General features: G+C 71.5%; 27 protein-coding genes and 1 riboswitch. Of the genes, 14 read left to right on the forward strand and 13 right to left on the reverse strand.

Annotated elements, in window-relative coordinates:
* The first annotated feature begins 143 nt into the window (after window positions 1-143).
* The 3 genes from JT721_RS18625 to JT721_RS18635 are packed head-to-tail and all read left to right on the forward strand — an operon-like array spanning window position 144 to window position 2,441.
* Entirely contained in the window at window positions 144-326 is a 183-nt protein-coding gene (locus tag JT721_RS18625; RefSeq protein ID WP_205474804.1) for a hypothetical protein, read from the forward strand.
* 35 nt (window positions 327-361) lie between these two features.
* Window positions 362-1,273 carry an alpha/beta fold hydrolase gene (locus tag JT721_RS18630; RefSeq protein ID WP_240341078.1) on the forward strand — a complete coding sequence of 304 codons (912 nt, stop codon included), beginning with the start codon at window positions 362-364 and terminating at the stop codon, window positions 1,271-1,273.
* Between the two features lies 1 nt (window position 1,274).
* Window positions 1,275-2,441 (forward strand): PQQ-dependent sugar dehydrogenase, encoded by a 1,167-nt coding sequence (locus tag JT721_RS18635; protein ID WP_307828138.1) that lies wholly within the window; start codon window positions 1,275-1,277, stop codon window positions 2,439-2,441.
* 68 nt (window positions 2,442-2,509) lie between these two features.
* Here JT721_RS18635 and JT721_RS18640 read toward each other — a convergent pair whose 3' ends face one another.
* The 3 genes from JT721_RS18640 to JT721_RS18650 form a co-directional block, all read right to left on the reverse strand.
* Window positions 2,510-3,295, reverse strand: coding sequence for an SDR family oxidoreductase (locus tag JT721_RS18640; protein WP_205474808.1), 786 nt, complete (start codon window positions 3,293-3,295; stop codon window positions 2,510-2,512).
* Window positions 3,296-3,377: 82 nt separating this feature from the next.
* Entirely contained in the window at window positions 3,378-4,391 is a 1,014-nt protein-coding gene (locus JT721_RS18645; protein ID WP_205474811.1) for an alpha/beta hydrolase, read from the reverse strand.
* A 23-nt stretch (window positions 4,392-4,414) separates the two neighbouring features.
* A complete protein-coding gene (locus JT721_RS18650) occupies window positions 4,415-4,762 on the reverse strand; it encodes a nuclear transport factor 2 family protein (protein WP_205474814.1) in 348 nt (115 codons plus the stop codon).
* 79 nt (window positions 4,763-4,841) lie between these two features.
* Here JT721_RS18650 and JT721_RS18655 point away from each other — a divergent pair, with 79 nt between their 5' ends.
* From JT721_RS18655 to JT721_RS18675, 5 genes are all read left to right on the forward strand, one after another.
* Window positions 4,842-5,702, forward strand: a complete 861-nt coding sequence (locus JT721_RS18655) for a MerR family transcriptional regulator (protein WP_205474815.1) — start codon at window positions 4,842-4,844, stop codon at window positions 5,700-5,702.
* Window positions 5,703-5,787: 85 nt separating this feature from the next.
* The gene (locus JT721_RS18660; RefSeq protein WP_205474817.1) at window positions 5,788-5,925 is read left to right on the forward strand and encodes a hypothetical protein; all 138 of its coding nucleotides are present in this window, start codon (window positions 5,788-5,790) and stop codon (window positions 5,923-5,925) included.
* Between the two features lie 82 nt (window positions 5,926-6,007).
* Window positions 6,008-6,952, forward strand: coding sequence for an ABC transporter ATP-binding protein (locus JT721_RS18665; RefSeq protein ID WP_205474820.1), 945 nt, complete (start codon window positions 6,008-6,010; stop codon window positions 6,950-6,952).
* Window positions 6,949-7,830, forward strand: coding sequence for an ABC transporter permease (locus JT721_RS18670; protein ID WP_205474822.1), 882 nt, complete (start codon window positions 6,949-6,951; stop codon window positions 7,828-7,830). The genes JT721_RS18665 and JT721_RS18670 overlap by 4 nt, the downstream gene beginning before the upstream one ends.
* On the forward strand, window positions 7,831-8,073 hold the full coding sequence (locus JT721_RS18675; RefSeq protein WP_205474823.1) for a helix-turn-helix transcriptional regulator: 243 nt from the start codon (window positions 7,831-7,833) through the stop codon (window positions 8,071-8,073).
* Between the two features lie 21 nt (window positions 8,074-8,094).
* Here the strand turns inward: JT721_RS18675 and JT721_RS18680 are convergent, their stop codons facing one another.
* The gene (locus JT721_RS18680) at window positions 8,095-8,808 is read right to left on the reverse strand and encodes a hypothetical protein (RefSeq protein ID WP_205474825.1); all 714 of its coding nucleotides are present in this window, start codon (window positions 8,806-8,808) and stop codon (window positions 8,095-8,097) included.
* Between the two features lie 1,089 nt (window positions 8,809-9,897).
* Between JT721_RS18680 and JT721_RS18685 the strand changes: the two genes are divergently transcribed.
* The gene (locus tag JT721_RS18685) at window positions 9,898-10,113 is read left to right on the forward strand and encodes a cold shock domain-containing protein (protein WP_307828139.1); all 216 of its coding nucleotides are present in this window, start codon (window positions 9,898-9,900) and stop codon (window positions 10,111-10,113) included.
* A 422-nt stretch (window positions 10,114-10,535) separates the two neighbouring features.
* On the opposite strand, the gene JT721_RS18690 is transcribed toward JT721_RS18685, so the two are convergent.
* Complete coding sequence (locus tag JT721_RS18690; protein ID WP_205474829.1) at window positions 10,536-10,787, reverse strand: hypothetical protein; 252 nt, start codon at window positions 10,785-10,787, stop codon at window positions 10,536-10,538.
* Window positions 10,788-10,966: 179 nt separating this feature from the next.
* A complete protein-coding gene (locus JT721_RS18695) occupies window positions 10,967-11,344 on the reverse strand; it encodes a hypothetical protein (RefSeq protein ID WP_205474832.1) in 378 nt (125 codons plus the stop codon).
* 187 nt (window positions 11,345-11,531) lie between these two features.
* Between JT721_RS18695 and JT721_RS18700 the strand changes: the two genes are divergently transcribed.
* The 3 genes from JT721_RS18700 (at window position 11,532) to JT721_RS18710 (ending at window position 13,342) form a co-directional block, all read left to right on the forward strand.
* Window positions 11,532-12,428, forward strand: a complete 897-nt coding sequence (locus JT721_RS18700; protein WP_205474833.1) for an alpha/beta fold hydrolase — start codon at window positions 11,532-11,534, stop codon at window positions 12,426-12,428.
* Between the two features lie 190 nt (window positions 12,429-12,618).
* On the forward strand, window positions 12,619-12,987 hold the full coding sequence (locus JT721_RS18705) for a hypothetical protein (RefSeq protein ID WP_205474835.1): 369 nt from the start codon (window positions 12,619-12,621) through the stop codon (window positions 12,985-12,987).
* Between the two features lie 49 nt (window positions 12,988-13,036).
* Window positions 13,037-13,342 (forward strand): hypothetical protein, encoded by a 306-nt coding sequence (locus JT721_RS18710; protein WP_205474837.1) that lies wholly within the window; start codon window positions 13,037-13,039, stop codon window positions 13,340-13,342.
* Window positions 13,343-13,428: 86 nt separating this feature from the next.
* Here JT721_RS18710 and JT721_RS18715 read toward each other — a convergent pair whose 3' ends face one another.
* Window positions 13,429-13,953: an AAA family ATPase gene (locus JT721_RS18715; RefSeq protein ID WP_205474839.1), complete on the reverse strand. Its 525-nt coding sequence runs from the start codon at window positions 13,951-13,953 to the stop codon at window positions 13,429-13,431.
* Window positions 13,954-14,061: 108 nt separating this feature from the next.
* Here JT721_RS18715 and JT721_RS21935 point away from each other — a divergent pair, with 108 nt between their 5' ends.
* Window positions 14,062-14,766: a DUF4304 domain-containing protein gene (locus JT721_RS21935; protein ID WP_205474841.1), complete on the forward strand. Its 705-nt coding sequence runs from the start codon at window positions 14,062-14,064 to the stop codon at window positions 14,764-14,766.
* Here JT721_RS21935 and JT721_RS18725 read toward each other — a convergent pair.
* Complete coding sequence (locus JT721_RS18725) at window positions 14,763-15,131, reverse strand: hypothetical protein (protein ID WP_205474842.1); 369 nt, start codon at window positions 15,129-15,131, stop codon at window positions 14,763-14,765. The two genes, JT721_RS21935 and JT721_RS18725, sit on opposite strands and share 4 nt — an antisense overlap.
* 189 nt (window positions 15,132-15,320) lie before the next feature.
* Here JT721_RS18725 and JT721_RS18730 point away from each other — a divergent pair, with 189 nt between their 5' ends.
* Window positions 15,321-15,779, forward strand: a complete 459-nt coding sequence (locus JT721_RS18730; RefSeq protein WP_205474844.1) for a hypothetical protein — start codon at window positions 15,321-15,323, stop codon at window positions 15,777-15,779.
* A gap of 135 nt (window positions 15,780-15,914) precedes the next feature.
* On the opposite strand, the gene JT721_RS18735 is transcribed toward JT721_RS18730, so the two are convergent.
* Genes JT721_RS18735 through JT721_RS18755 form a run of 5 tightly spaced genes read right to left on the reverse strand, consistent with a single transcriptional unit; the run spans window position 15,915 to window position 22,069 of the window.
* A complete protein-coding gene (locus tag JT721_RS18735) occupies window positions 15,915-16,712 on the reverse strand; it encodes an ECF transporter S component (RefSeq protein ID WP_307828140.1) in 798 nt (265 codons plus the stop codon).
* Window positions 16,709-18,307, reverse strand: a complete 1,599-nt coding sequence (locus tag JT721_RS18740) for an ABC transporter ATP-binding protein (RefSeq protein ID WP_205474851.1) — start codon at window positions 18,305-18,307, stop codon at window positions 16,709-16,711. Before JT721_RS18740 ends, JT721_RS18735 begins: the two co-directional genes overlap by 4 nt.
* Window positions 18,304-19,386: an energy-coupling factor transporter transmembrane component T gene (locus tag JT721_RS18745; protein ID WP_205474853.1), complete on the reverse strand. Its 1,083-nt coding sequence runs from the start codon at window positions 19,384-19,386 to the stop codon at window positions 18,304-18,306. Before JT721_RS18745 ends, JT721_RS18740 begins: the two co-directional genes overlap by 4 nt.
* On the reverse strand, window positions 19,383-20,297 hold the full coding sequence (locus tag JT721_RS18750; protein WP_205474855.1) for a hypothetical protein: 915 nt from the start codon (window positions 20,295-20,297) through the stop codon (window positions 19,383-19,385). Before JT721_RS18750 ends, JT721_RS18745 begins: the two co-directional genes overlap by 4 nt.
* Before the next feature lie 2 nt (window positions 20,298-20,299).
* Window positions 20,300-22,069: a hypothetical protein gene (locus tag JT721_RS18755; RefSeq protein WP_205474857.1), complete on the reverse strand. Its 1,770-nt coding sequence runs from the start codon at window positions 22,067-22,069 to the stop codon at window positions 20,300-20,302.
* Between the two features lie 80 nt (window positions 22,070-22,149).
* A riboswitch (cobalamin riboswitch) is annotated at window positions 22,150-22,220 on the reverse strand.
* Window positions 22,221-22,565: the final 345 nt, after the last annotated feature.

The raw sequence follows: 22,565 nt of genomic DNA on the forward strand, positions 1-22,565 counted from the left end.
GGGGGGCCCCCCCCGACGCTCGCTGGCGCTCGCTGCTCGACCACCGGGCCGAGTTCACCTACCCGACACACGACGGTGACCCCGACGCCACGCCCGCGCCGTAGCGTCTCGGGCACCGCCTCCCCCGACCGCCCGGAGCTCCCATGGTCGTCCGTCTGCTCACCCGGATCAGGTCCTGGCCGGTCGAGTCCCAGCTCGGGGCGCGGCGCAACGCGATGGTGGCGTGCACGGCGCTCGCGCGGCGGCGGGCCGAGCGGGAGGACGTGGAGGCCTACCTGGCGGCGCGAGGCGCGGCACCCGACGCCGCCCGCGCCGCTCACGCCTGACCCGGGGTCACGGCCCCTCGGGCACAATGGCCCGCATGCCGACTGCCGCGAAGACCGGCCCCACGCCGACGCTGGCCTACTGCGACGTCCTCTCCGACGACGGAACCAGGTTGCGGGCCTGGACCAACGACGCCGAGGGCGTCATCGACGGGCCCACCGTCGTGCTCTGCAACGGACTCGGCACCAGCGCCTGGACCTGGCCGGCGCTGCTCGAGCCCGACTGCGGCGTCCGCGTCGTGTCCTGGTACCACCGCGGCACCGGGGGGTCCGACCGTCCCGCCGACCCCAGCCGGGTCCACATCGAGGAGTTCGTCGAGGACGGGCTCTCGGTCATGGACGCGTTCGGCATCGACAGGGCGGTGCTGGCCGGCTGGTCGATGGGCGTCAACACGGCGTTCGAGCTGGCCTTCCGCCACCCCGAGCGGGTGACCGGGCTGTTCGCGGTCGCGGGCGTGCCGGGCGACACGTTCGCCACCATGCTGGCGCCGCTGCGGGTGCCGCGCCCGGTGGCCCGGCTGCTCACGGTGAACTTCGCGCGGACCCTCAAGTACGCCGGTCGCGGCCTCACCCCGATCGCCCGGCGGCTCCCGGTCGGGCGGAAGGCGGCTGCGGTGGTCAGCCACTCGGGCTTCATGCTGCCGGTGCCCGACCTCGACAACACCGCGACCGCGATCCGGGAGTTCCTGGCCACCCCCGTCGAGTGGTACATGCACCTCGCGCTCACCACCTCCGAGCACGCCCGGGTCTCGCTCAGCGGCATCCGGGTGCCGGTGGCGTTCGTGGCCGGCACCTACGACCTGCTGGCCGGGGCGCGCGACATGGCCTCGGCAGCCGCCCGGATCGACGGCGCGACGTACGTCGAGCTGCGCGGCTCCCACTTCATCGCCATGGAGCAGCCGGACGTCGTGCACGACCTGCTGCTCCGGTTCCTCGACCGGGTGGGCTGACGTGCACCGCCGGCTCCTCCCGGTCGCGTCCGCCTGCGTGGCGCTGGCCCTCGCGGGCGGCCTCGCCGCGTGCAGCGGCGGCGGCAACGAGACCGTGGTCGAGGTGGAGCCGTCGGTCGCGCCCTCCGGCACCGCGTCGTCGCCCAGCGCCACCGGCACGAGCAGCCCGACGACGTCGGGCAGCGCCGAGCCCGGCAGCGACGGTCCGCCCGAGGTGGTGGAGGTGGTCGCCCGCGAGCTGGCGGTGCCGTGGGGCATCGCGTTCTTCCCCAACGGCGACGCGATCGTCACCGAGCGCGACTCCGCCCGGGTGCTGCGGATCGACGGCAAGACCCGCAAGGTCGTCGAGGTGGGGCAGGTCGGCGAGGCCGCACCCCAGGGTGAGGGCGGCCTGATGGGCGTGGCGATCGACCCGGCGTTCCGCGAGAACCGGTTCGTCTACTTCTACGTCTCCACGGCCAGCGACAACCGGATCGTCCGAGCCCGGCTCGAGGACGGCGAGCTCGGCCCCACCAGCGCGCTGCTCACCGGCATCCCGGTGGGGCAGATCCACGACGGCGGCCGGCTGGCGTTCGGCCCCGACGGCTACCTCTACGCCTCCACCGGCGAGATCGGCGAGGGCGAGCGCGCCCAGGATCGCGACGACCTCGCCGGCAAGATCCTGCGGATCACCACCAACGGCGACCCTGCGCCGAGCAACCCGTTCGGCACGCCGGTGTTCTCCTACGGCCACCGCAACGTGCAGGGCCTGGCCTTCGCCGACCAGCAGCTGTGGGCCTCGGAGTTCGGGCAGAACACCTTCGACGAGCTCAACCGGATCGACCGCGGCCGCAACTACGGCTGGCCCGAGGTCGAGGGCACGGGCGGCCAGGGCCGCGGCTTCACCGACCCGCAGGCCACCTGGGACACCGCCGAGGCCTCCCCCTCCGGCCTCGCCTTCGCCGACGGGGCGCTCTGGATGGCGGCCCTGCGCGGCTCGCGGCTGTGGCGGATCCCGGTCGAGGGCGACCGCGCCGGAGAGCCCGAGGGCTTCTTCGTCGGCGAGTACGGCCGGATGCGCACCGTCGTCACCACCCCCGACGGCGACCTGTGGGTCACCACCAGCAACCAGGACGGCCGTGGCAACCCGGCCGACGACGACGACCGAATCCTGCTGGTCCGCCCCTGACGACCGTGAGCGGCGCCCGGCGACCGGTTGGTCGCGGGCGCCACCCACGTGGCGTCGACCCCCTCGGCTCAGACGGTCGGCACGGTCCCGCCGTCGATCACGTACTCGGCCCCGACGATGGCCGAGGCGCGGTCCGAGACCAGGAAGCCGACCAGGTCCGCGATCTCCTCGGTGCGGGCGAACCTGCCCAGCGGGACCCCGCCGAGGGAGTCGAGGACGCTCTGCTCCGCCTCCTCGCGGGTGGTGCCGTTGCCGTCGGCGATGGAGTCCACGAAGCGTTCGTAGGCCTCCGTCTGGATCCCGCCCGGGCTGATCGTGTTCACCCGCACGCCGCGCGGTGCCAGCTCGTTCGCGAGGCCCTTGCTGTACGTGCGCAGCGCGGCCTTCGCCGAGGCGTAGGGCAGCGACGCCTCGTGGAGCGGCATGTCGCGCTGGATCGACCCGAAGTGCAGGACGACCCCCGACCCCGACTCGAGCATGGCCGGGAGGAGTGCTCGATCGAGTCGCACCGCCCCGAGGAAGTTCAGGTTCAGCTCGACCAGCCACTGCTCCTCGGTGATGACGGCGAACCCGCCGGGCGGCGTGGAGGACCCGCCGACCACGTGGACCAGGATGTCCAGCGCGCCGTGCTCCGCGATGCGGTCGGCCACGGTCGCCGCGCCTCGGGCCGTGGCGGTGTCCGCCTCGATGAAGCGGTCGGGGCGGTCGTAGCCCTCCGGCATGGTCCGGGCGGTCGCCCAGACATCGGCGCCCATGGTCCGGAGCCTGTCGACGACGGCCCTGCCGGAGCCCTTCGAACCGCCGGTGACCAGCGCCCTGCGACCGTCGAGGCGGTCGCGATCCTCGTGTGCCATGTCTTCTCCTCGTCGTGTGTGGTGTCGGTGCTGCGGGTCGTCGGTGGGGCGACCGGCGCCGGTGCGCGCCGGGGCCCGTCGCTCAGCTGCTGAGCTGCCTGCGCAGCCAGGCCGCGCGTGCTGCGATCGCGTCCTGCGAGATCGCGGCGCCGGGGACCACGACGTCGAAGCCGTGGAACCCGCCGGGCCAGACGTGCAGCTCGGCGCGTCCGCCCGCCTGCCAGATGCGGCACGCGTAGGCGACGTCCTCGTCACGGAAGGTCTCCGCCGAGCCGACGTCGATGAAGGTCGGCGGGAGCCCGGTCAGGTCGGTGGCGCGCGCCGGCGCGGCGTACGGCGCGACGTCCGGGCCGCCGCGGACGTCGGCACCGAGGAGGGCGTTCCACCCCGTCTCGTTGGACGACCTGTCCCAGATGCCGAGGCCCCGCATCTGGTGGCTGGAGGGAGAGTCGTTGCGGTCGTCGAGCATTGGGCACAGCAGCAGCTGGGCGAAGACCGAGGGGCCGCCGCGGTCCCGCGCCAACAGGGTCACGGCCGCCGCGAGGCCACCGCCGGCGCTCGTCCCTGCGACGACGACCCGGTCCGGGTCGATGTCGAGCTCGCCGGCGTGGGTGGCCGTCCACACCAGGCCGGCGTAGCAGTCCTCGACCGGACCGGGGTGCGGCGTCTCGGGTGCGAGCCGGTACTCGACCGACACCACCGCCAGTCCCAGCGGCGCGGCCAGGGCCAGCATCTCGACCAGGCCGAACCGGTTGTCACCGACGATCATCCCCCCGCCGTGCACGTGGTAGATCGCTGCCGTGGGTGCGGGTGCGTCGTTCGGCAGGCAGATCAGGAGCGAGATGTCGGGCGCTCCCTCCGGCCCGGGGACGGCGCGCTCCTCCACGCGGTAGGTGCCGTCACGCGACAGCACCGCGTCGGTCGGCGGCTCCACGCCGGGCACCGGCTGGCGCATCTCGGCGATGTTGTCGGGCCGGTACGCGTCGGGGGCTCGCAGGCTCGCCAGCACCTCGACCACCGGGGCGAGCTCGGGGTCGAACGGCGGTGGCGGTGCGTCGAGCCCGGTCGGCGACGCCTCGGGGCCTTCGCTCGTCATGTCTCTCCTCCGGACGGGGCCGGTCAGCCCGCGACGATGTCGAGTCGCGCGATCCGGTCGCCGTCGAGCACGAACCGGTAGTCCAGGTCGGCGGTCCCGCCGGGGAAGTCGCCCTCGAGGTGGTGGCCGACCACCCACGTGTCGCCGTCGCGACGTACGCCGGTGAGCTCGGTGGTGTAGGTGAACTCGGCCCCGGCCTCGGTGACGAAGCTCCTGAGGGAGTCCTCGCCGCTGAAGGACTCTCCGATGTCGGTGATCACGGCCGCGGGCGTCAGCAGGCTCAGGGCGGTGTCGGCGTCGCGAGCCTCCTGGGCGACCAGGAAGGCGCGGATCGTGGTGGGCAGCTGCTCGGTGTGGGTGTTGGTGTCCATGCACTCGAGCCTGGACACTCGGGCCGTGCGAGAGTCAAGGACTGGAGTCTCCCCCAGGGGGAGGGTCCAGACTTCGACCATGTTGGCGATCGGTGAGTTCTCGCGGTTGACCCACCTCAGCATCCGCACGCTGCGGCGCTACCACGAGGTGGGGCTGCTCGAGCCGGAGCTGGTGGATGCGTCCAGCGGCTACCGCTACTACTCCAGCGACCAGATCCCGACCGCGCAGGTGATCAACAGGCTGCGCGAGCTCGACGTCCCGCTCGCCGACGTCCAGCGCATCCTGCGCAGTCCCGACCCCGGGCAGCGCTCGGCGCTGGTCGCCGAGCACCTCGGGCGCCTGGAGTCGGAATTGGCGCGCACCCGCGTGGCGGTCAGCTCGCTGCGCAGGTTGCTCGCGCCCGAGCCCGCGCCGTTGCAGGTCGAGCTGCGCGCCGAGCCCGCGGTCACGGTCGCCGCGGTCGAGGACGAGGTGAGCGCCGACGACGTCGTCGCCTGGTTCGCCGGGGCGATGGCGGAGCTGGACGCAGCCCTGGGTCCGGAGGCCAGCACCGGACCACCCGGGGGGCTGTACGACAACGGGCTCTTCGAGCACGGCCGCGGTCGCCTGCTGCTCTACCGGCACACCCCCGAGCCACCCAGCCGCGGACGGGTCCGCCCGGTCCGGCTGCCGGCCGTCGAGCTCGCCGTCACCACCCACGAGGGCGAGCACGACGGCGTCGACGTGACCTACGGCCAGCTCGGCTCCTGGGTCGTAGACAACGCCCTCACCGTGGCGGGCCCGGTGCGGGAGCGCTACCTCGTCGGCCCGCGCGACACCGACGACAGCGCCGCGTGGCGGACCGAGATCGGTTGGCCGGTCTTCCGCGTGGCCGGGGACCTCCCTGGCCGGACGCTCGGCAGCACCCGGGCGTCCGGCCCCGACGACGGCGCCGACTGAGCGGACCGGGCCCGGCGAGCCCGTGGTCACGGCGCCCCGTCCGTGTCATGGTGGCGGTCCGGCTCGCACGGAAGTGGTGGTCCCGTTGGTCTACATCCTGGTAGCCCTGATCGTCCTCATCGTGCTGTTGGTCATCGCCAACGCGCGCCGCGGCGGCCCCGAGGCGAGCCGGCGGAACGCCCAGGGCGACGGCGGGATCGGCTCCGGCGGCGGATCCGCCTAGTCGGCAGGGCCGACCGGTCTCACCAGTCGACCGGGGCTTCCACCCGCTCCCCAGATGTAGCATAAGTGCTACATTCTGTTCCATGCCTGTCCCCCACGACTCCAGCCCCTCCGGGCCGAGCCCCGTGATCGCCGTGAACGACCTGCGGATGAGCTACGGCGACCACGTGGTGCTCGACGGCGTCTCGTTCACCGCTCGCCCCGGCGAGGTGCTGGCGCTGCTCGGGCCCAACGGCGCCGGCAAGAGCACGACGATCGAGATCCTCGAGGGCTTCCGCCACCGGTCCGACGGCGACGTCACCGTGCTCGGCGTCGACCCGGCCGACGCCGACGAGACGTGGCGCGCCCGGCTCGGCATCGTGCAGCAGTCGTGGCGCGACCACGGGCGGTGGCGGGTGCGCCAGCTGCTGACGCACCTCGGGGCCTACTACGCGCCGTTCTCCACGCCCTCGCGCCCGCGCCCGATGGACGTCGACGAGCTGCTCGCGACCGTCGGCCTCACCGAGCACGCCGACCAGAAGGCCGGGGCGCTCTCCGGCGGCCAGCGGCGGCGGCTCGACGTCGCGATCGGCATCGTGGGCCGTCCCGACCTGCTCTTCCTCGACGAGCCCACCACCGGCTTCGACCCGCAGGCGCGGCGCGACTTCCACGACGTGGTGCACCGCCTCGCCGACCTGGAGGGCACCACGATCCTGCTCACCACCCACGACCTCGACGAGGCCGAGAAGCTCGCCGACCGCATCCTGATCCTCGCCGGCGGGCGCATCGTCGCCGACGGGAGCGCGGCGGAGCTGTCGCGCGAGGTCGAGGGGCGCACCGAGGTGCGCTGGAGCCGGGACGGCGAGTACTACGTGCACGCCGCCGCCGACGCCACCCGCTTCGTGCGCGAGCTCTTCGAGCAGCACGGCGACGCCATCGGCGACCTCGAGGTCCGCCGCAGGACCCTGGAGGACAGCTACATGACCCTCGTGCAGCGCTTCGAGTCCGACCCCTCGACCGAGGCTCGGACCCTGGAGGCCGTGCGATGAGCGACACCACGACCACCCGTCCGTCGAGCGCCGTCACGCACGCCGTGCGGCTCGGCGTACGCCGCGGCGGCATCGAGATGATGCACAGCCTGACCAACCGGGCCGACCAGATCTGGATCGTCGTGATGAACGGCATCTTCGTCGGGGTGCTCGTGCTCCAGCGCAACTCCGACCTCGCGGGCACCGGCTTCTCCCTCGCCGTCGCGACGCTCCCCGGACTCATCGGCATGAACGTCGTCATGGGCGGCTGGATGGGCACCGCGCAGATGCTGGCCGTCGAGCGGGAGGACGGCACGCTGCTCCGGGCGAAGTCGACCCCCCACGGGATGCTCGCCTACCTCGTGGCCCGCGTGACCCTCGCCGTCCTCAACACCGCGCTGGGCCTGGTGATCTTCCTCGTCGCCGGCCTGTTCCTGCTGCCCGGACTCACCGACGTACCGCTCAGCGGCTGGCTGATGCTGCTCGCGGTGTTCCTGCTCGGCATGCTCGCCACGATGCCCTGGGGAGCCGTGGTCGGCGCCTCGGTGAAGTCCGCCGGCGCCGGGTTCGGGCTGACGTTCCTGCCGATGATCGCGCTCATCGCGATCTCGGGGATCTTCTACCCCATCACCGGGATGCCCGACTGGCTCCACCCGGTCGCCCAGGCGTTCCCGGTCTACTGGCTCGGCGCGGGCATGCGCGACGCCCTGCTGCCCGACGCCGCTGCCGCCGCCGAGCTGGGCGGCCAGTTCCACACGCTCACGACGTTCGGCGTGCTGGGCGCGTACGCCGCGCTCGGCCTGCTGGTCGCACCCCGGGTGCTGCGTGCGATGGCGCGCAAGGAGTCGGGGTCGGCCGTCGAGAGCCGCAAGGCCAAGGCGATGCAGGGGTGGGGCTGAGTGGCGCCCCGCAACGAGTACGTCCACCAACGTATCGCGATGCTGCGCGCGGAGCGCGGCATCTCGCGCCGCGACCTCGCCGACGGCGTCGGCGTGCACTACCAGACGATCGGCTACCTCGAGCGTGGCGAGTTCAGCCCTAGCCTCCACCTGGCACTCAGCATCGCGGCGTACTTCGAGGTGCCGGTCGAGGTCATCTTCTCCCTCGAGCCGTTCCCGCGGTTGGGCGAGCAGAGCGCCTGAGCGATCGACGACCCTGGGTGCTCAGTGCCCCTTCGGGACCCTGATGTCCACCGGTTCGTTCCAGTGGGTGGCGTTGACTATGCCCTCGGCCCCGCCGATACCGAAGGTCACCCGACGCATGAGGTCCTCCGCGTCCAGGTACACCTTGTAGATGACTGTCTCCGGCGCACCATCGGCGAGCTGCTCGCCCTCCGCCTCGGCGGCGTCGGCCGTGTTGACCGTAGCCCAGTACAGGCAGACCTGTTCGCCGTCGATCTCCTCCTCGCCGACGAGCTCGACCTGCTCGAGGCCCGCCTCCCAGGCGGCGAACGAGGACACGACGTCCATGCTCTTGATCTGGCTGTGCAGCTGGGCCACACCCGGAGCCGAGGCGTCGATCTCCTGGTACGGACCGCCCTTGGCGGAATCGGAGATGAAGATGCGTTCGTCCACGAGGATGGCCGCAAAGTCCCCCTCAGGACCCTGGACGGTCATGTCCATCTCGGCACCGTCAGGCGTGTACGCAATCACTCCGTCCATGACCAGCTTCTCCTCACCACCCCTGAGCCTGAGTGAAGCCCGGAACGTGGCGTCGCTGGGCACCGCCGCCTGCATCGCCGGCAGCAGAGTCTCCGTGTCGTGGCGGCAGGCCCCCGTCGGCTGCTTCGAGGGTCGCTCACCGCCAGCCCGGTCGTCCGCACACCCGGCGAGGGCTACCGCTGCCGGCACGATGATGGCAAGAACCGCTGACCGCATGCTTCCTCCAGACCCCCATGGCGATGGCACCCGCGACCGCCCGCTGCACCCACCGTAGGGCCAGCCCCTGCCGAGTGGACATAAGCGCACACCATCGCCGTAGTCCGGCCGCCCTCGCAGACTCCGGCGTGGATGGGCCAGCCAGGCGATCGAGCGAGTCCTCCTGGAGCCGGTCAAGGTCCTGACCCGACCGCCTCGCTGATGCAGACAACGGCCCACGAGACGGGGTTTGCGACGCGGTTGATCGTCAGTGGGGCGGCTCCCCCAGATCGGGGAACTCGCGGCGGTGGCCCTTCCGGCTGCCAGTGGACGCGGTGCACTCGATGCCCCGTCTGGAAGGAGATCCCCGTGCGAGGTGCCCGCTGGGTAGCTGGTCTGCTCACCCTTGCCGGTGTCGTGGCCCAGCTGTGGATCCAGGTCGACTGGATCGGCGGACTCAGCGAGCACTGCGACTACCCGGGCGATTGCCGAGAGCGATGGTTGCCCGATGCCTTCTCCGCGGCGGAGCAGGTGTGGCTCGCCACGGCGGCATGCGGCTTGCTGGCCTAGGTCGCCGGCTGGCGACTCGGCGAATCGGCCTTGTCCGCAACCGCTGCGGCTCTGGGGTCCTCGATCGCCTTCGCCGCCTACTTCCTCACCGACACGTGGCAGTGGCGTGGCGACGTGGATGGGCTCATCCAGGCGCACGGCCTTCGCCGGGACGCCGCGTACCAGGTGACCCTGCTCCTGTTGCTGGCGAGCGTGGTGCTCCAATCCTTCGCCCTGGGCCGCTTCACTGCACCGTCCTCGGCGAACAGACACCGACCCGAGGCAGAAGTCTCCCGTCAGGAGGTCCTCAGCGACCTGACACAAGGTCGACCCCCCATGCCTTGACAGGGCCTGACCCGCCGATGAGCGGACATGGGATCGCCACTCCGTGCCACACCTACGCCGCGACAGATACGTAAGAGCCTGAACTTGACGACCGGCGATGCCCCGACCTTCACGGCAGACGCTGGTGGGAGTGAGCGTTCACACCATCCACGGCAACCCAGCCCGGCGCATTCCTCATTCCGCGAGCGAGCGTCGATGCAGGCCTAACATGTGAGCGTGGTCGAGGCGGTCGTGCGTCAGTGGGACGAGTCGGAGGGCTGGGGCGTTCTCGATGCTCCAGAGGTGCCCGGCGGCTGCTGGGTGCACTACAGCCACATCGAGATGCACGGGTACAAGCGTCTGGTTGCTGGCCAACGGGTCGACCTCGATTGGGAGGCGCCCGGGCAGGACGGTTTTGACTATCGCGCCGTTCAGGTCCGCCCGACACGGTGACTGCACCCTTGCCGGTGAGCACTCGATGCTGACCGGTCGGCCTGCACGGTCGTGACTAGGCCCAGGCACTAGTCGCCCACCCTGCTCTCCGACACAACCGCACGCTCATGCCTGGACCGTCACACCGAAGTGCGTCGCTTCGGTGGCTGGCTCAGCACGGTCCCACCAGTGGAACAGCACTTGCTTGACCTCGGCATGAACGCCCTGGGGAGCCATGCTGCCGAGTATCACAGCGAACGCACTTTCATGCCGCTGAGCGTGCGGGGCGGAACGGTCAGACGTCGCGTCCCTTGAGCACTGCTCCTGCCGGGCGGCAAAGTGCCTCACCGTGCCGCGTCGTCACCGCGGCTCACGGTTCGCGTTGCCAATACCGGGCAGCCCATGCAGGGCGCAGTCATTCACACCTGTTGCTCCGCCGGAGCTCAACGGCGGCTGAGCAAAGTCCACACCAAGGTGGCCAGAATCGCGGCCATGAAGAAGGCTCTGGCTGGCCATTGGACGCTCCTGTCCTCAGGCAAGACCACTAGCACGAGAGTCGCGATCGTCAGCATCAAGAAAGCGACCCCGAGTGGTCGATCGTCCCCACGGGTCAGCCAGTAGACACTGATCAGAGCCCAGAGCACTCCGAGCCCGATGTCGAAGCCACGCTCGCGAACGCTCTGGTTCATCTCCACGGACCTGACACTAACCTGCACCTAGGGGCAGCAGTGGCGCATGAAGATGCGCACTGACGGAGGCCGCCAGGGTCCAAGGACCCTGCCGGTTCACTCGCGAGCTCGTGCACGATCGCCGCCCTCACCCGGAACGCCTCCGTACGCAACCGCACGCCCAAGCCGTGAGCCGGGCGGCGATCTCAGACCAGCGAGCGGCCCGACACCCTCGCCTGCGCCTGACTCAACTTGCGCTGGATGGAGCGCAGGATGACGACGCCCTCCGTGTCCGAGAAGCCCGATGTGAGGACGGCGTCGAGCCCAGAGCCGAAGACGTCGCTTGCCCAGACGAACTCGGTGGCGACCAGCGCACGCGTCCAGTCGAGTCGTGTCAGACCCTGGTCGGTTCTTACAGCCTCAGCCAAGCGTCGCGCTTGGAGGTAGAGGTCGGCAGCGGACTCGAAACCCATGATCCTTGCGAGGTCGTCGGTGGGCGAAGCCGGGCCACCCCATTCCAGCAAGCCCCAGCGCAGCAGGGAGCGCTCGTCGTCGCTCAGCTCCATCGTCAGCACGTCGTCCACAACGGAACCCTACGAGCGAGGCCCGCCGATGCGCCCGGTCATACCGCTCTCGGGACGAAGCGCCGGACCATGCCACGACCCGCTCGGTCCTGCCGATGAGCGGGACCTACGATCGTGCGCCATGGGTCGCGCTAGGGGGCAGCTGTCTGGCGTCGCTGACACCGGTCGATCTGACTATGCTCCCGACGTGACCGACAAGCCCGCCGTCTCGAGGGTGCGGGCCGGTGTCTTGGACGTCAGTCTCCTACGCACGGGGAATCCCGACGGCTGGCCCGTGGTGCTGCTGCACGGCTTTCCCTACGACGCCCGCGGCTTCGACGCGGTCACCGCGCGGCTGGCCGAGGCCGGCGCGTTCGTGGTGACGCCATGGCTGCGCGGGTTCGGGGGCACCCGATTCATCGAGGCGAGCACGATGCGGTCGGGGCAGCAGGCAGCGGTCGCCCACGACCTGCTCGACCTGCTCACCGCTCTGGGTCTCGAGGCGCCGGTCATTGCCGGCTATGACTGGGGCGGGCGCGCGGCGTGCGTCGTCGCGGCACTGTGGCCAGAGCGGGTCGGGGGGCTGGTGAGCGGCAACGGCTACCTGCTCCAGGACATCGCCGCGGCACGGCACCCCGACCCTCCGGACCTCGAGCGCAGGCACTGGTACCAGTACTACCTGCACGGGGAACGCGGCGAGGCGGGTCTGCGCGAGCACCGCGCGGAGCTGGCCCGACTGCTGTGGGAGGAGTGGTCGCCCACCTGGACCTTCAGCGACTCCGAGTTCGAGGCGACCCGGCCCGCATTCAGCAACCCCGACTTCGTCGAGGTTGTGCTCCACTCCTACCGACACCGGTACGGTCTGGCGGCCGGCGACCCGGCGTACGCGGAGACTGAGCGGCGGATCGCCGAGCTCCCCCCGATCACGGTCCCGACGGTGGTAGTCGACGGGCGGCACGACACGGTGACCCTCCCGCAGTCGGTGGAGGAGCACGCGCATCACTTTCCGGCTCTCGTTGACTACGCACTCGTTGACGCCGGCCACGCGCTGCCGCAGGAGGCGCCGGAAGCGTTTGCGGACGCGGTGCTGCGGCTACGCCCGTGACAGACCTTGGTCAGAGCGCCGTGACCGCCGCGCGCTCGTGGTGACTCCCGCCGTGCCCTGCGCTCCAAGGAGTGCTGGCCGGCCGATCGCGTCCGGGTAGCGCTTCGGGGCAGCGGTGCCGCACGCTCTTGCCGCGTTCCGGTCATGCCGAGGAGCGGATGCTCAGCAGGCGATGCACAAGACTGCTGACATGGATCACCGACGTCTCATTGGCTACTCGCGCAACGAGCAGCACCCTGAGTTGCCCGACCCACGGGCGTGCGTTGATGACTCTTGGGACGATGCCGAGCGGCACGCCGTCTGGTCGTACTTCTGCTCCGGAACGGTGGTCGTTGCGTATATGGGCAACTCACCGTGCCGTCTGTGCGGGCAGGACAACGGATCCTTGGAGTACACCGACGGTGTGTATCAGTGGCCAGAGGGGTTGGCTCACTACGTCAGCGACCACGGCGTCCGGCTGCCTGACGAGGTGGTGCGGCATGCCGTTGCGCGACTTGGCGAATTGAAGGCCGCTGATAGCAGCCTCGATTGGTGGCTGGCCGCCACCAGTTCAGGCTGACGCGCCGTCCGGTCATGCCGATGAGCGGACGGGTGGCATCATCCGGGTCATGGAGCCCGTACCGACCAGTGCCCTGGGTGAGCGCGAAATCGTCGTCCGAATCTTCGAGTTCCCACCCGACGCGTCGGCAGTGTCGAACTGGGACGACGACACAAGGTGTGCTCTTCACGTCGAGGGGGACTCACAGCCCACGCTGCACATCGTCGCCAACGTGGCTGGCCTGTGGTCACTCGCACGCCACTGCCTGACATTGGCGCAGGACGGGCAAGAAGGCGGACATGTGGACTACGACGCCGACAGCGGCTGGTTCGACTCCCCGGACTTCGGTCTTCGAATCTCCAGGGGATGGGACTAGTCACCCGTTCCGCCCGACCGTGCCGCGACTAGCTCGTTCGTGCCGATGATGGTGCGCCACCGAGGCGAGTAGCCGTGCCCGGGCCTTCAATGCTTGAGGGCATCCGCGATCTGTTGGGCAGCCTGGCCGGGTGCTAGGTGGGTGGTGTCGACGACTTCGGCCTCATCATGCAACCAAGTGCTAGCCGCCTTGGCGTATGGCTCCAGGTACTGAAGCCTGAATGGAGAGTCGGAGCCGAGGACGACGTCACCAGCGATTCGCCTGCGGAGGGTGTCCTGGTCGGCATGAAGAACGAAGTGCCGGAGCGGGATCGCGTACTCGGCAAGACCCGCGCTGATCTCGCGCCAGTACTGCTCGACAAGGACAGTCATTGGCATGACCAATGTGCCACCGGTGTAGTCGAGAATGCGACGCGCGGTCTCGACGACGAGGGGCCGCCAAGGTGGCCAGTGCTGGAAGTTGTCCGTACTGGGCAACCCCGGCGTGATGTCCATGAGCGTCTCGCCGACCTTCTCAGCATCGAACACTCGTGAGTCTGGGATCAACTGCTGCACAAGGGCGCTCGTCGTCGTCTTGCCTACGCCGTGGGTGCCGTTGAGCCAGATGATCACGATCCGACGCTACCTGTGGCAGAGCCGGCAAACGCCCGCTCATGCCGCGATTCGCTCGGTCCTGTCGATGACAGTTGATTGACAGCAGAGGCGTGCCATCATCGGCGAGTGTCCGCCCAAGAAGCCCTGAAGGCCACCCTTCGCGATCACCTTGGACCCATTGCTCGCCTCAAGGGCTACAAGGGTTCGGCGCCGACGTGGCGGAAGGCTTCTGCCGCTGGTGACTGGGCCATTGTCAACGTGCAATCCTCGTCCTTCAGCAGCGCTGACCTTCGATGCGTCGTGAACCTTGCCTTTGCACCAGAGCCATGGTTGAGGTGGAGGACGCACCACCTCGGAGCAGGGATGCCAAGAACCGTTTCGGAGTCACTGGGGTTGTACAGGGAACGGCTCCACCCACAAGGAACTCCAGAAAGCACCGACGGATGGTGGGACGTAACAGACGACGGTTCAGCTCGCCTGGCGGTCGCAGACATGGTCACTCAACTGAACGCGGCTGGCTGGCCCGTGCTGGAGAGCATGTTCTCTCGCGAGGTGATGTTGAGGCGCCTGCAAGACGGGGATCTGGGCAGAATGCAACAGCGGTCCAATCGCGAAGTCTTCTACGCCTGTGCTGAGGCTCTGCTACTCATGGATGCTGGACCCTCGGACGCACTGGAATCGCGACTCAGGTACGCACTCGACCACGCGACGCACCGTGAGAACGCAGAGCGATTCGACACTTGGGTGCGTGCCGAGGCAGCCAAGGGCGTGACCGGGGATCCGCTCATGCCTCGGCCGCTCGGTCCTGCCGATGACGGGCTGTCGCGCTAGGCGAAGTCGATGGTCACGCTCGGTTCGGTGGCTTCGGCCGTCCCCCAGTCGCCCGAGAGCACCCACGTCGCGCGCTCTGCGTCGAACTGGAAGAGGTCGACGTGCCGTAGGTCCGGTGTTCCCGTCGCATCGGTGGCTGGAGGGGCTCCAGACAGGCGCACCTCGTCGATACCGGCGATGGTCAACCAAGCGTCTCGATAACAGTGTTGATCGCCCGTTTCGGGGATGAGGTGGAGGGGGTGCCCTTGGAGCAACACTGCGTCGAGGTGCAGCGACAGACCCGCGTCGGTCGGGGCTACTTCAAGCACCCAAGACTCCTCCAAGAGAACCCCAGCGAGGTCTGGAAACGCGTCTTCGTACTCCACGGGCCGAGTATGCCCCGCGACCGCGAGGCCCGGATCTGCCGCTGAGCGGGCGTGCACCTCCGGCCCGTGACCAGACCGCCGCCACGGTCGTGACTAGGGCCTAAAGACTCGGGCTGACCGTGATGTCGAGAACCGCACGCTCATGCCGATGAGCAGGCGGACCCCGAGCGGCGATGGCACAGTTGCGCAATGCAGTACGTGGAGGTCAGGTCTGACCCGGATGGCTACTGGTACGACGCAAGTCGGTACGTGGAGGCCTTGCTCGGTATCGCCGAGCAGTTGCCCTCGGGTGCACGGACCTGGGCCAGCGACCCGCAGCACTATGACCTCTCAAGCCCTCGTTGCGTCAAGGACCTGTCGCTTGTTGGGCTCGATGTGCAGCCCGAGTTCGTGTTGCGCCTAGGCCCAAACGAATGGAAGCACCAGCAGGGGCTCGAGGTTCGCTACATCGGAGTAGTGAGTTTCGACTTCGAGATTCGACAGCCCGTGAACTCGCCGCCTCCATCGGTTCAGTTGGACGAAGTGCTCCCCCACGAACTCGGCTGCCAGCACGACGTAGCCTTCCATGGAGGACGCTTGTCTGTCGTGGCAAAGGATCTCACCGCTATATGGCTGGACGCCTCAAACGACCGCCCCTACCGCGCATAGGCATAGCGTGCGAGCCCGCTCGTGTCGCTGTCGGGGCGAACCGCCCGGCCATGCCGCTGAGCGGGCGTGCACCTTCGACCGCTGACCAGACCGCCGCCACCGTCGTGACCGGCACCCAGCCGACGCACCCCAGCCTCAGGCCGGACCGTGTACGACGGCCCGGCGGGCGGCCCGGCGCAGGGTGGTGAGCACCGAGGGGCCGAGCACCACGACCGCGACGGCGTTGGTGATCGCGCGGCCGGTGTCCCAGCTGCCGGTGGAGGTCAGCAGGGTGTAGAGACCGAAGGCGCGCAGGTTCTCCCACAACGGCGCCCCGGGCACGAACGCGAGCGACCCCTCGTGGCCCGGCACCTGCACGCCGAGCATGAACGGCCAGCCGGAGAGGTTCATCAGGAGGCCGAACGCGTACGCCGCGACCACGCCGTAGACGGCCAGCATCGCGATCTCGCGGCGGCCGGTCACCCGGCGCGGGAGCAGTCCGGCGCCCATGCCGACCCACGCCGAGACGAGCATCTGGAACGGCAGCCACGGCCCGACGCCGGCGGTCATCAGCGCCGAGGCGAACAGGGAGGTGCAGCCGAGCACGAACCCGAAGCCCGGGCCGAACACCCGCCCGGCCAGGATCAGCAGGAAGAACACCAGCTCCACGCCGGCGGTGCCGGCCGACAGGCCGCGCAGCAGCGCGATGATCGCGCTCAGCACGCCGAGCACGGCGAGCACCCGGGTGTCCATGCCGCCCTCGCTGAGCTCGGCGAGCATCACCGCGATCACCACCGGCAGCAGCGCCAGGAAGAGGAACGGCGGGTCGACCCGCTCGGTGCCCTCGACGCGCAGCAGCAGCGGCCAGACCAGCATCATCAGCCCGCCGAGGGAGGCGACGGCGAGCACCAGTGCCGACCGGCGCGAGACGGGTACGGCGGTGCGCGGGCTCACGACTCCCCCGCCCCGGGCGGCACGGACGGGCCAGGCGTGGCGAGCGCGGCCGCCACCTCCTCGACCCGCAGCCAGTCCGGCCCCAGCACCTTCATCACCTGGGGGGCGAACGCCGGCGACTCCGCCACCACCCGCCGGGTCGGCCCCGACGAGACGACCTCGCCCTCGGCCAGCACCACGACCTCGTCGGCGACCTGGGCGACGAACTCCACGTCGTGGGTCGAGACCAGCACCGCGCGGCCGCGCTCGGCGAGGTCGCGCAGGTGGTCGGCGAGCACCCGCTTGGCGGAGTAGTCGAGCCCGCGAGTGGGTTCGTCGAGCAGCACCACCGGCGGCTCGGCGGCCAGCACCAGGGCGAGCGCGAGCGCCAGCCGCTGGCCCTCGGAGAGGTCGCGGGGGTGGCGGTCGCCGGGGATGCCGGGTGCGAGGCGGTCGAGCAGGTCGCGGGTGCCGGCCCCGCCGGCGGCGCACTCCTCGTCGACGGTCTCGAGGTAGAGCAGGTCGGCGGCGGTCTGCGGCAGCAGCCCCACCAGCTCGCGGCGCCGGTCGCGGGCGGCGTCGGCGGGGTCGTCGCCGCCCACCGAGACCCGCCCCGCGCGGCGGCGTACGCCGCCCTGGAGCGCCCACAGCAGCGAGGACTTGCCGGCGCCGTTGCGCCCCATCAGCGCGGTGACCCGGCCGGCGGCCAGGGTGAGCGACACGTCGCTCACGGCGACCGTCGACCCGCGCACCACGGTCAGCCCGGTGGCCACCAGCGCGGGCGCGGACGGCGCCGGAGCAGGAGCGGCGGCGGGCGGCGCCAGGTCGAGCGATCGGGCCGAACGGCGGGCGTCGCGCACCGACAGCGGCAGCGGCGACCAGCCGGCCAGCCGGCCGAGCTCGACGATCGGCGGGGCCACCGGCGAGGTGGCCAGCACCTCGGCCGGCGACCCGGCGATCACCGTGCCGTCGCCGTTGAGCAGCCACATCCGGTCGGCGAACGGCACCACCCGCTCGAGCCGGTGCTCGGCCAGCACCACCGAGACCCCGACGTCGTGCACGAGCCGGGTCAGGGTGGCGAGCACGTCCTCGGCGGCGGTGGGGTCGAGGGCCGACGTCGGCTCGTCGAGCACCAGCACCCGCGGGTGCATGGTCAGCACCGAGCCGATCGCCACCCGCTGCTGCTGCCCGCCGGAGAGGGTGCGCAGGTCGCGGGCGCGCAGCTCGGCGATGCCGAGCAGGTCGAGGGTCTCCTCGACCCGGCGGCGCATGGTCTCCGGCGGCAGCCCGAGCTGCTCCATGCCGTAGGCCAGCTCCTCCTCGACCGTGTCGGTGACGAAGCCGGCGAGCGGGTCCTGCCCGACGTAGCCGATGGTGTCGGCACGGTCGCGGGGCGCGACGCGGAGCAGGCTGGCGCCGTCGACCCGCAGGTCGCCGGAGAGCTCGCCGCCGGTGAACCGCGGCACCAGGCCGGTCAGCACCCCCAGCAACGTCGACTTGCCGCTGCCGGTGGGGCCGGAGACCAGCACCAGCTCGCCCTCCTCGACCGTCAGGTCGACGCCGGCCAGCACCGGCTCCTCGCCGTAGGAGAACCGGACGTCGCGCAGCTCGATCATCGGCCCACCAGCCGCGGCCGGGGCGCGAGCAGCGCCGCGCCGACCCCGGCCAGGGCCGCGACCAGCGCGACCAGGCTGACCTGGGGGAACGAGGAGAGGTCGGGGTAGGCAATCGGCACCTGGTGCCGCTCCACCCACCAGGCCAACACCCCGGAGGCCAGGCCACACGCGACCACGGCCAGCTCGGGGCTGCGCCACGGGTCGGGCCGGTAGCGGGTGGTACGCACCCGGCGCCCGGCGCTCACCAGTCCGCCCACCGCGGCCGCGACCCCCACTGCCAGCATCGGCGCGGCGAGCAGCCGGGGCGCGGTGCGGTCGAGGACGGCGTAGACGCCGACGCAGATGCCGACCAGCCCGGTGAGCATCAGCGCGGTGGTGACGCGCCGCTGACCGCGGCTGGCCCCGGCGGCGCGGCCGTAGCCGCGGGTGTCCATGCCGGCGGCCAGCAGCAGCGAACGCTCCAGCGCGTCCTCGAGCACGGGTACGACGAACCGGCGCAGCCGCCCCACCCGCCGGGTGTCCCCCGCGCGCAGCGTCTGCGCGGCCCGCACCCGCCGCACGCTGTCGGCGAGCTGGGGCACCACGGTCACCGCCACCACCAGCGCGGTGCCGACCTCGTGCAGCGCCGGCGGCACCGAGCGGAGCAGCCGCTTGGGGTTGGCCAGCGAGTTGGCCGCGCCCACGCAGATCACGATTGTGGCCAGCCGCAGCCCGTCGTAGAGCCCAGCCAGCAGCGCCTCGCGGGTCACCGGGCCGAGGATCGTGATGCCCTGCACCCAGTCGGGGAGCGGGATCGTCGGCAGCTCCAGCAGCACCAGGCCGGGGTAGGTGCCGCCGAAGACCAGCCGCCACAGCACCCGCAGCACCACGATCGCCAGACCCAGCCACAGGTAGAGCCGGAACGTCCGGCCCCACGGCTGGTCGTTGCGGCGGGCCAGCACCACCACCGTGGCGACCCCGACCAGGGTCAGGTGCACCAGGGGGTTGGTGGTGGCCGAGGCCGCCGCGGCGAGCCCGATCGCCCACAGCCACCAGGCCACGGGGTGCAGGTCGCGCGGCAGCCGGGCGGTGCCGCTCACGGGCTCCGGCTGCCCCGGCGACGTGTGAGCGCCACCCCGACCGCCGTACCGGCGAGCAGGAGCAGCACGGCCGGGGTCACCCAGCCCGGCACCGCCCCGTCAGGTTCGGTGGCGCTGCCGGAGGTCGTGGTGACCGGGTCGTCGGTGGTGGCCGGCTCGGTCGTGCCCGTCGTCGGCTGGCCGGCGGTGGCGCCCTCCGTCGAGGCCGACGACCCCGGCGACGGCGCGCCGCTGCCGGCGTAGCTCGGCGTCGGCACCCCGGTGGGCGTCGCGGCCGTGGTCGGCGCCGACGTGGGCGTCGACGAGGAGCCGGACGACGGGGTCGCGCCCGAGCCGCCGCGGCCGTCGCCGGCCCCACCGCCGTTCGAGCCAACCGAGCCGCCGTCGCCCGAGCTGCTGCCGCTTCCCGAGGAGCCGCTCGGCGTGGGCGTCGAGGCCGCCTGGCGCGGCGCCGGCGTCGACGGCGCCACGCTGCCGGACCGGTCGTCCCAGACCCAGGCGACCGCACCGCCGGCCGGCACGTTCAGCGTGTCGACGCCGCGCGAGGAGTAGACCCACGAGCCGTTGCGGCCGTCGGACCACCACAGCCCCCAGTAGCGGTCGCCGGGCGGGGCCTGCACGCACGGCTCGTCGGCCGGCACGCCGTCGACCCGGCAGACCATGCCCGGGAACTGCTGCGGTCGGGTCATCGAGACGCCGACCCGGCCGAACACGGTGGCCGCCCGGCCCGCCCCGGCGCCGTCGCACGCCACCCGGGTGCCGCCGCCGAGCGAGCCGGGCTCGACCACGACGGTGACCCCGGGACCGCTCGGGCAGGCGGCCGCCTCCGCCGGGGCGGCGAGCGCCACGGGGAGGACGGCCACGGCCGCGGTCGTGACGACCGCGGAGAGGAGTCGTCGCAGGACCGTCATCGTCAGCGGACGACCTTGAAGGTCTTCTTGGCGAACCGGAGGTCGGCGTACTGGCCGGTGACCAGCAGCCGCTTCTTGCCGACCTTCGTCTGCTTGAACGTCGCGGTGAAGACGCCCGAGGCGTTGGCCCGGCCGGCCTTCACGCGCTTGCCGTTGACCTTCACCACGACGCTCTCGCCGGCGGCCAGGCCACGGACCTTGACGGTCTGCTTCTTGCCCTTGCGCACCTTCTTGGCGAACTTGAGCGTCAGCACCTTGCGGCCCAGCACGGTCACCTTCGCCGAGCCGAGCAGGCCGGTGCTGTCGTAGGCCTGCACGGTGCGCACGCCGGCGGCCGGCAGCGCCACGCCGAACGACGCCGAGCCGCTCGCCGAGCCGGCGACCAGGTTCGTGCTGGCGCCGTTGACCAGGCAGATCGAGTCGCCGGGAGCGGCGCCGCGGGCGGTGGCGACCACGGTCTTGGTGCCGGTGCGGGCGAACGCCGGGAGGGTGACGCCGTTGGCCTGGGTGGGCTCGGGCGAGTAGTTCAGCGCGGGGATCGCCTGGGCGGACGCGCGCAGGTAGCGGCCCAGGTCGGCCGCTGCGATCGGGCCGTTCTTGGCGTCAGCGAGGTCGAGGTCGTCGAGCGCGATCGCACCCCGGTCGGCGGCGGCGAACGTCGTGCACGGGCCGGCGTTGACCAGCTGGTGGCGGCGCAGCCAGACCGCGGCGCGACCGGCGGCGGCGTCGTGGGCGGTGGTGGCACGCACCGCGCCCCAGGCACCGAGCGCCCAGCCGGCGAGACCGGTGCTGTTGGCGTTGGGACCGGAGTCGGAGACGAAGGACCCGGCGGCGGCCTGCTGGGTCTTCAGCCAGGCGGCGGCCTTGTCGCCGGCGGTGGCGATCTGCGTGTACAGCGGCACGACGACCGGCTGGTCGTCCTTGTCGAGCAGGTCGGCGAGCGCCAGCAGGGCGAGCGCGCTGGCGTCGACGTCGCCCGTGGGGCTCGACGCGGCCGCGCACGTCTCCGTCGCGCCGGAGTCGGGGTCGGGCGAGGTGGGCTGGGCGCGGAAGAACCCGGCGGCGCACTGCTGGGCGAGCAGGTAGGTGATCGCCTTGGTCGCCTCGGGGCTGTTGGCGGCGCCGAGCGCCCGGGCGGCGAAGGACTGGCCGATGGTGGCGGCGTAGTTCTCGCTGGGGGCGAAGACGCCGTCGACCTGCGCGTCGTCGACGATGCGGCCGGTGTCGTCGCGGGTCAGCGCCTCGAGCCGGGTGATCAAGTTGATGTCGCCATCGTTGACATCTCCGGCAGGCCCCTTTTCGTCGTCACCGGCGCCGTCGGGGTCGATCTCGGTGACGTCGACGCCCGCGGCCTGGAGGCTGACGAGCGCCTTCGCGGTGCCCTGGGCGCTGCGGCCGGAGTGGACGTGATCGACGGGCCCCTCGGGCCCCTCGGGGCCGTCCGGGTCGACCGGCATCGTGTAGCTGTAGTCGGTGTACGCCTCGACGTTCGCACCGATCGCGGCGGCGATGTCGTCCACCGTGTCCTGCTCGGTGCCGACGGCGTTGAGTGCCAGCAACGCGTCGATCGACAGGCCGTAGTCCGGGCCGAACCAGCCCTCGTACGTGAGCAGCCCGTTGGTCGGCTGGTCGGCCAGCCAGGCCGCGCCGGTGATCGCCGGGGTCTCGTCGGCCGCCTGCGCGGGGGCGGCCACGCCGGCCACCAGCCCGCCGGCCAGCAGCCCGGAGAGGGCGGTGAGCGCGCCGGTGCGGCGCCACGTGGACAGGGTCATGAGGGGTTCCCTTCCGCTGCTCGGCAGGCGCGGTGCCTGCCGGTTCCTCGACAGCGTGTGTGTCAGGACGCCGCGCGGAAGGTGCTCCGGCTCGCCGCCCCGGAGGGCGGCCTACGGTTGCGGGTCAGCGCCGGACTTCGACCGGCTTCCCCCGCCGCGGGCGTGGATGGATCGTGCGGCAGCAGGCTACCCCGCCCCCGCCGCGGACGTGGCATCCCGTCCGAATCGGGCCCTCCGGCGGTCGTGCCGCTGGTTGAGGTGCGAGCGGAGCGAGCCTCGAAACCCGCGCCCCCGAACGCCCTCCGGTTGGTCGCTGGTTGAGGAAGTTGCGCTAGCAACTGTCTCGAAACCCCAGACGGCCGAACGCCCTCCGGTGGGAACGGAAGGGTGTACGTCTCACGGGGTCTCGAGGCTCAGGCCTAGCGGCCTTCGCACCTCGACCAGCGCCACGCCGAGCCGCGCCGACCCGCGCACCCGAACGCCCTCCGGTCGGGAC

Source organism: Nocardioides sp. SYSU D00038 (genome assembly GCF_016924665.1).
Taxonomy (GTDB): Bacteria; Actinomycetota; Actinomycetes; order Propionibacteriales; family Nocardioidaceae; genus Nocardioides.

Coding starts and splice junctions, on each gene's coding strand:
- JT721_RS18625 (WP_205474804.1), top strand. CDS start 144: ATGGTCGTCCGTCTGCTCACCCGGATCAGGTCCTGGCCGGTCGAGTCC.
- JT721_RS18630 (WP_240341078.1), top strand. CDS start 362: ATGCCGACTGCCGCGAAGACCGGCCCCACGCCGACGCTGGCCTACTGC.
- JT721_RS18640 (WP_205474808.1), bottom strand. CDS start 3,295: ATGGCACACGAGGATCGCGACCGCCTCGACGGTCGCAGGGCGCTGGTC.
- JT721_RS18645 (WP_205474811.1), bottom strand. CDS start 4,391: ATGACGAGCGAAGGCCCCGAGGCGTCGCCGACCGGGCTCGACGCACCG.
- JT721_RS18650 (WP_205474814.1), bottom strand. CDS start 4,762: ATGGACACCAACACCCACACCGAGCAGCTGCCCACCACGATCCGCGCC.
- JT721_RS18655 (WP_205474815.1), top strand. CDS start 4,842: ATGTTGGCGATCGGTGAGTTCTCGCGGTTGACCCACCTCAGCATCCGC.
- JT721_RS18665 (WP_205474820.1), top strand. CDS start 6,008: ATGCCTGTCCCCCACGACTCCAGCCCCTCCGGGCCGAGCCCCGTGATC.
- JT721_RS18670 (WP_205474822.1), top strand. CDS start 6,949: ATGAGCGACACCACGACCACCCGTCCGTCGAGCGCCGTCACGCACGCC.
- JT721_RS18680 (WP_205474825.1), bottom strand. CDS start 8,808: ATGCGGTCAGCGGTTCTTGCCATCATCGTGCCGGCAGCGGTAGCCCTC.
- JT721_RS18705 (WP_205474835.1), top strand. CDS start 12,619: ATGGATCACCGACGTCTCATTGGCTACTCGCGCAACGAGCAGCACCCT.
- JT721_RS18710 (WP_205474837.1), top strand. CDS start 13,037: ATGGAGCCCGTACCGACCAGTGCCCTGGGTGAGCGCGAAATCGTCGTC.
- JT721_RS18730 (WP_205474844.1), top strand. CDS start 15,321: ATGCAGTACGTGGAGGTCAGGTCTGACCCGGATGGCTACTGGTACGAC.
- JT721_RS18740 (WP_205474851.1), bottom strand. CDS start 18,307: ATGATCGAGCTGCGCGACGTCCGGTTCTCCTACGGCGAGGAGCCGGTG.
- JT721_RS18750 (WP_205474855.1), bottom strand. CDS start 20,297: ATGACGGTCCTGCGACGACTCCTCTCCGCGGTCGTCACGACCGCGGCC.
- JT721_RS18755 (WP_205474857.1), bottom strand. CDS start 22,069: ATGACCCTGTCCACGTGGCGCCGCACCGGCGCGCTCACCGCCCTCTCC.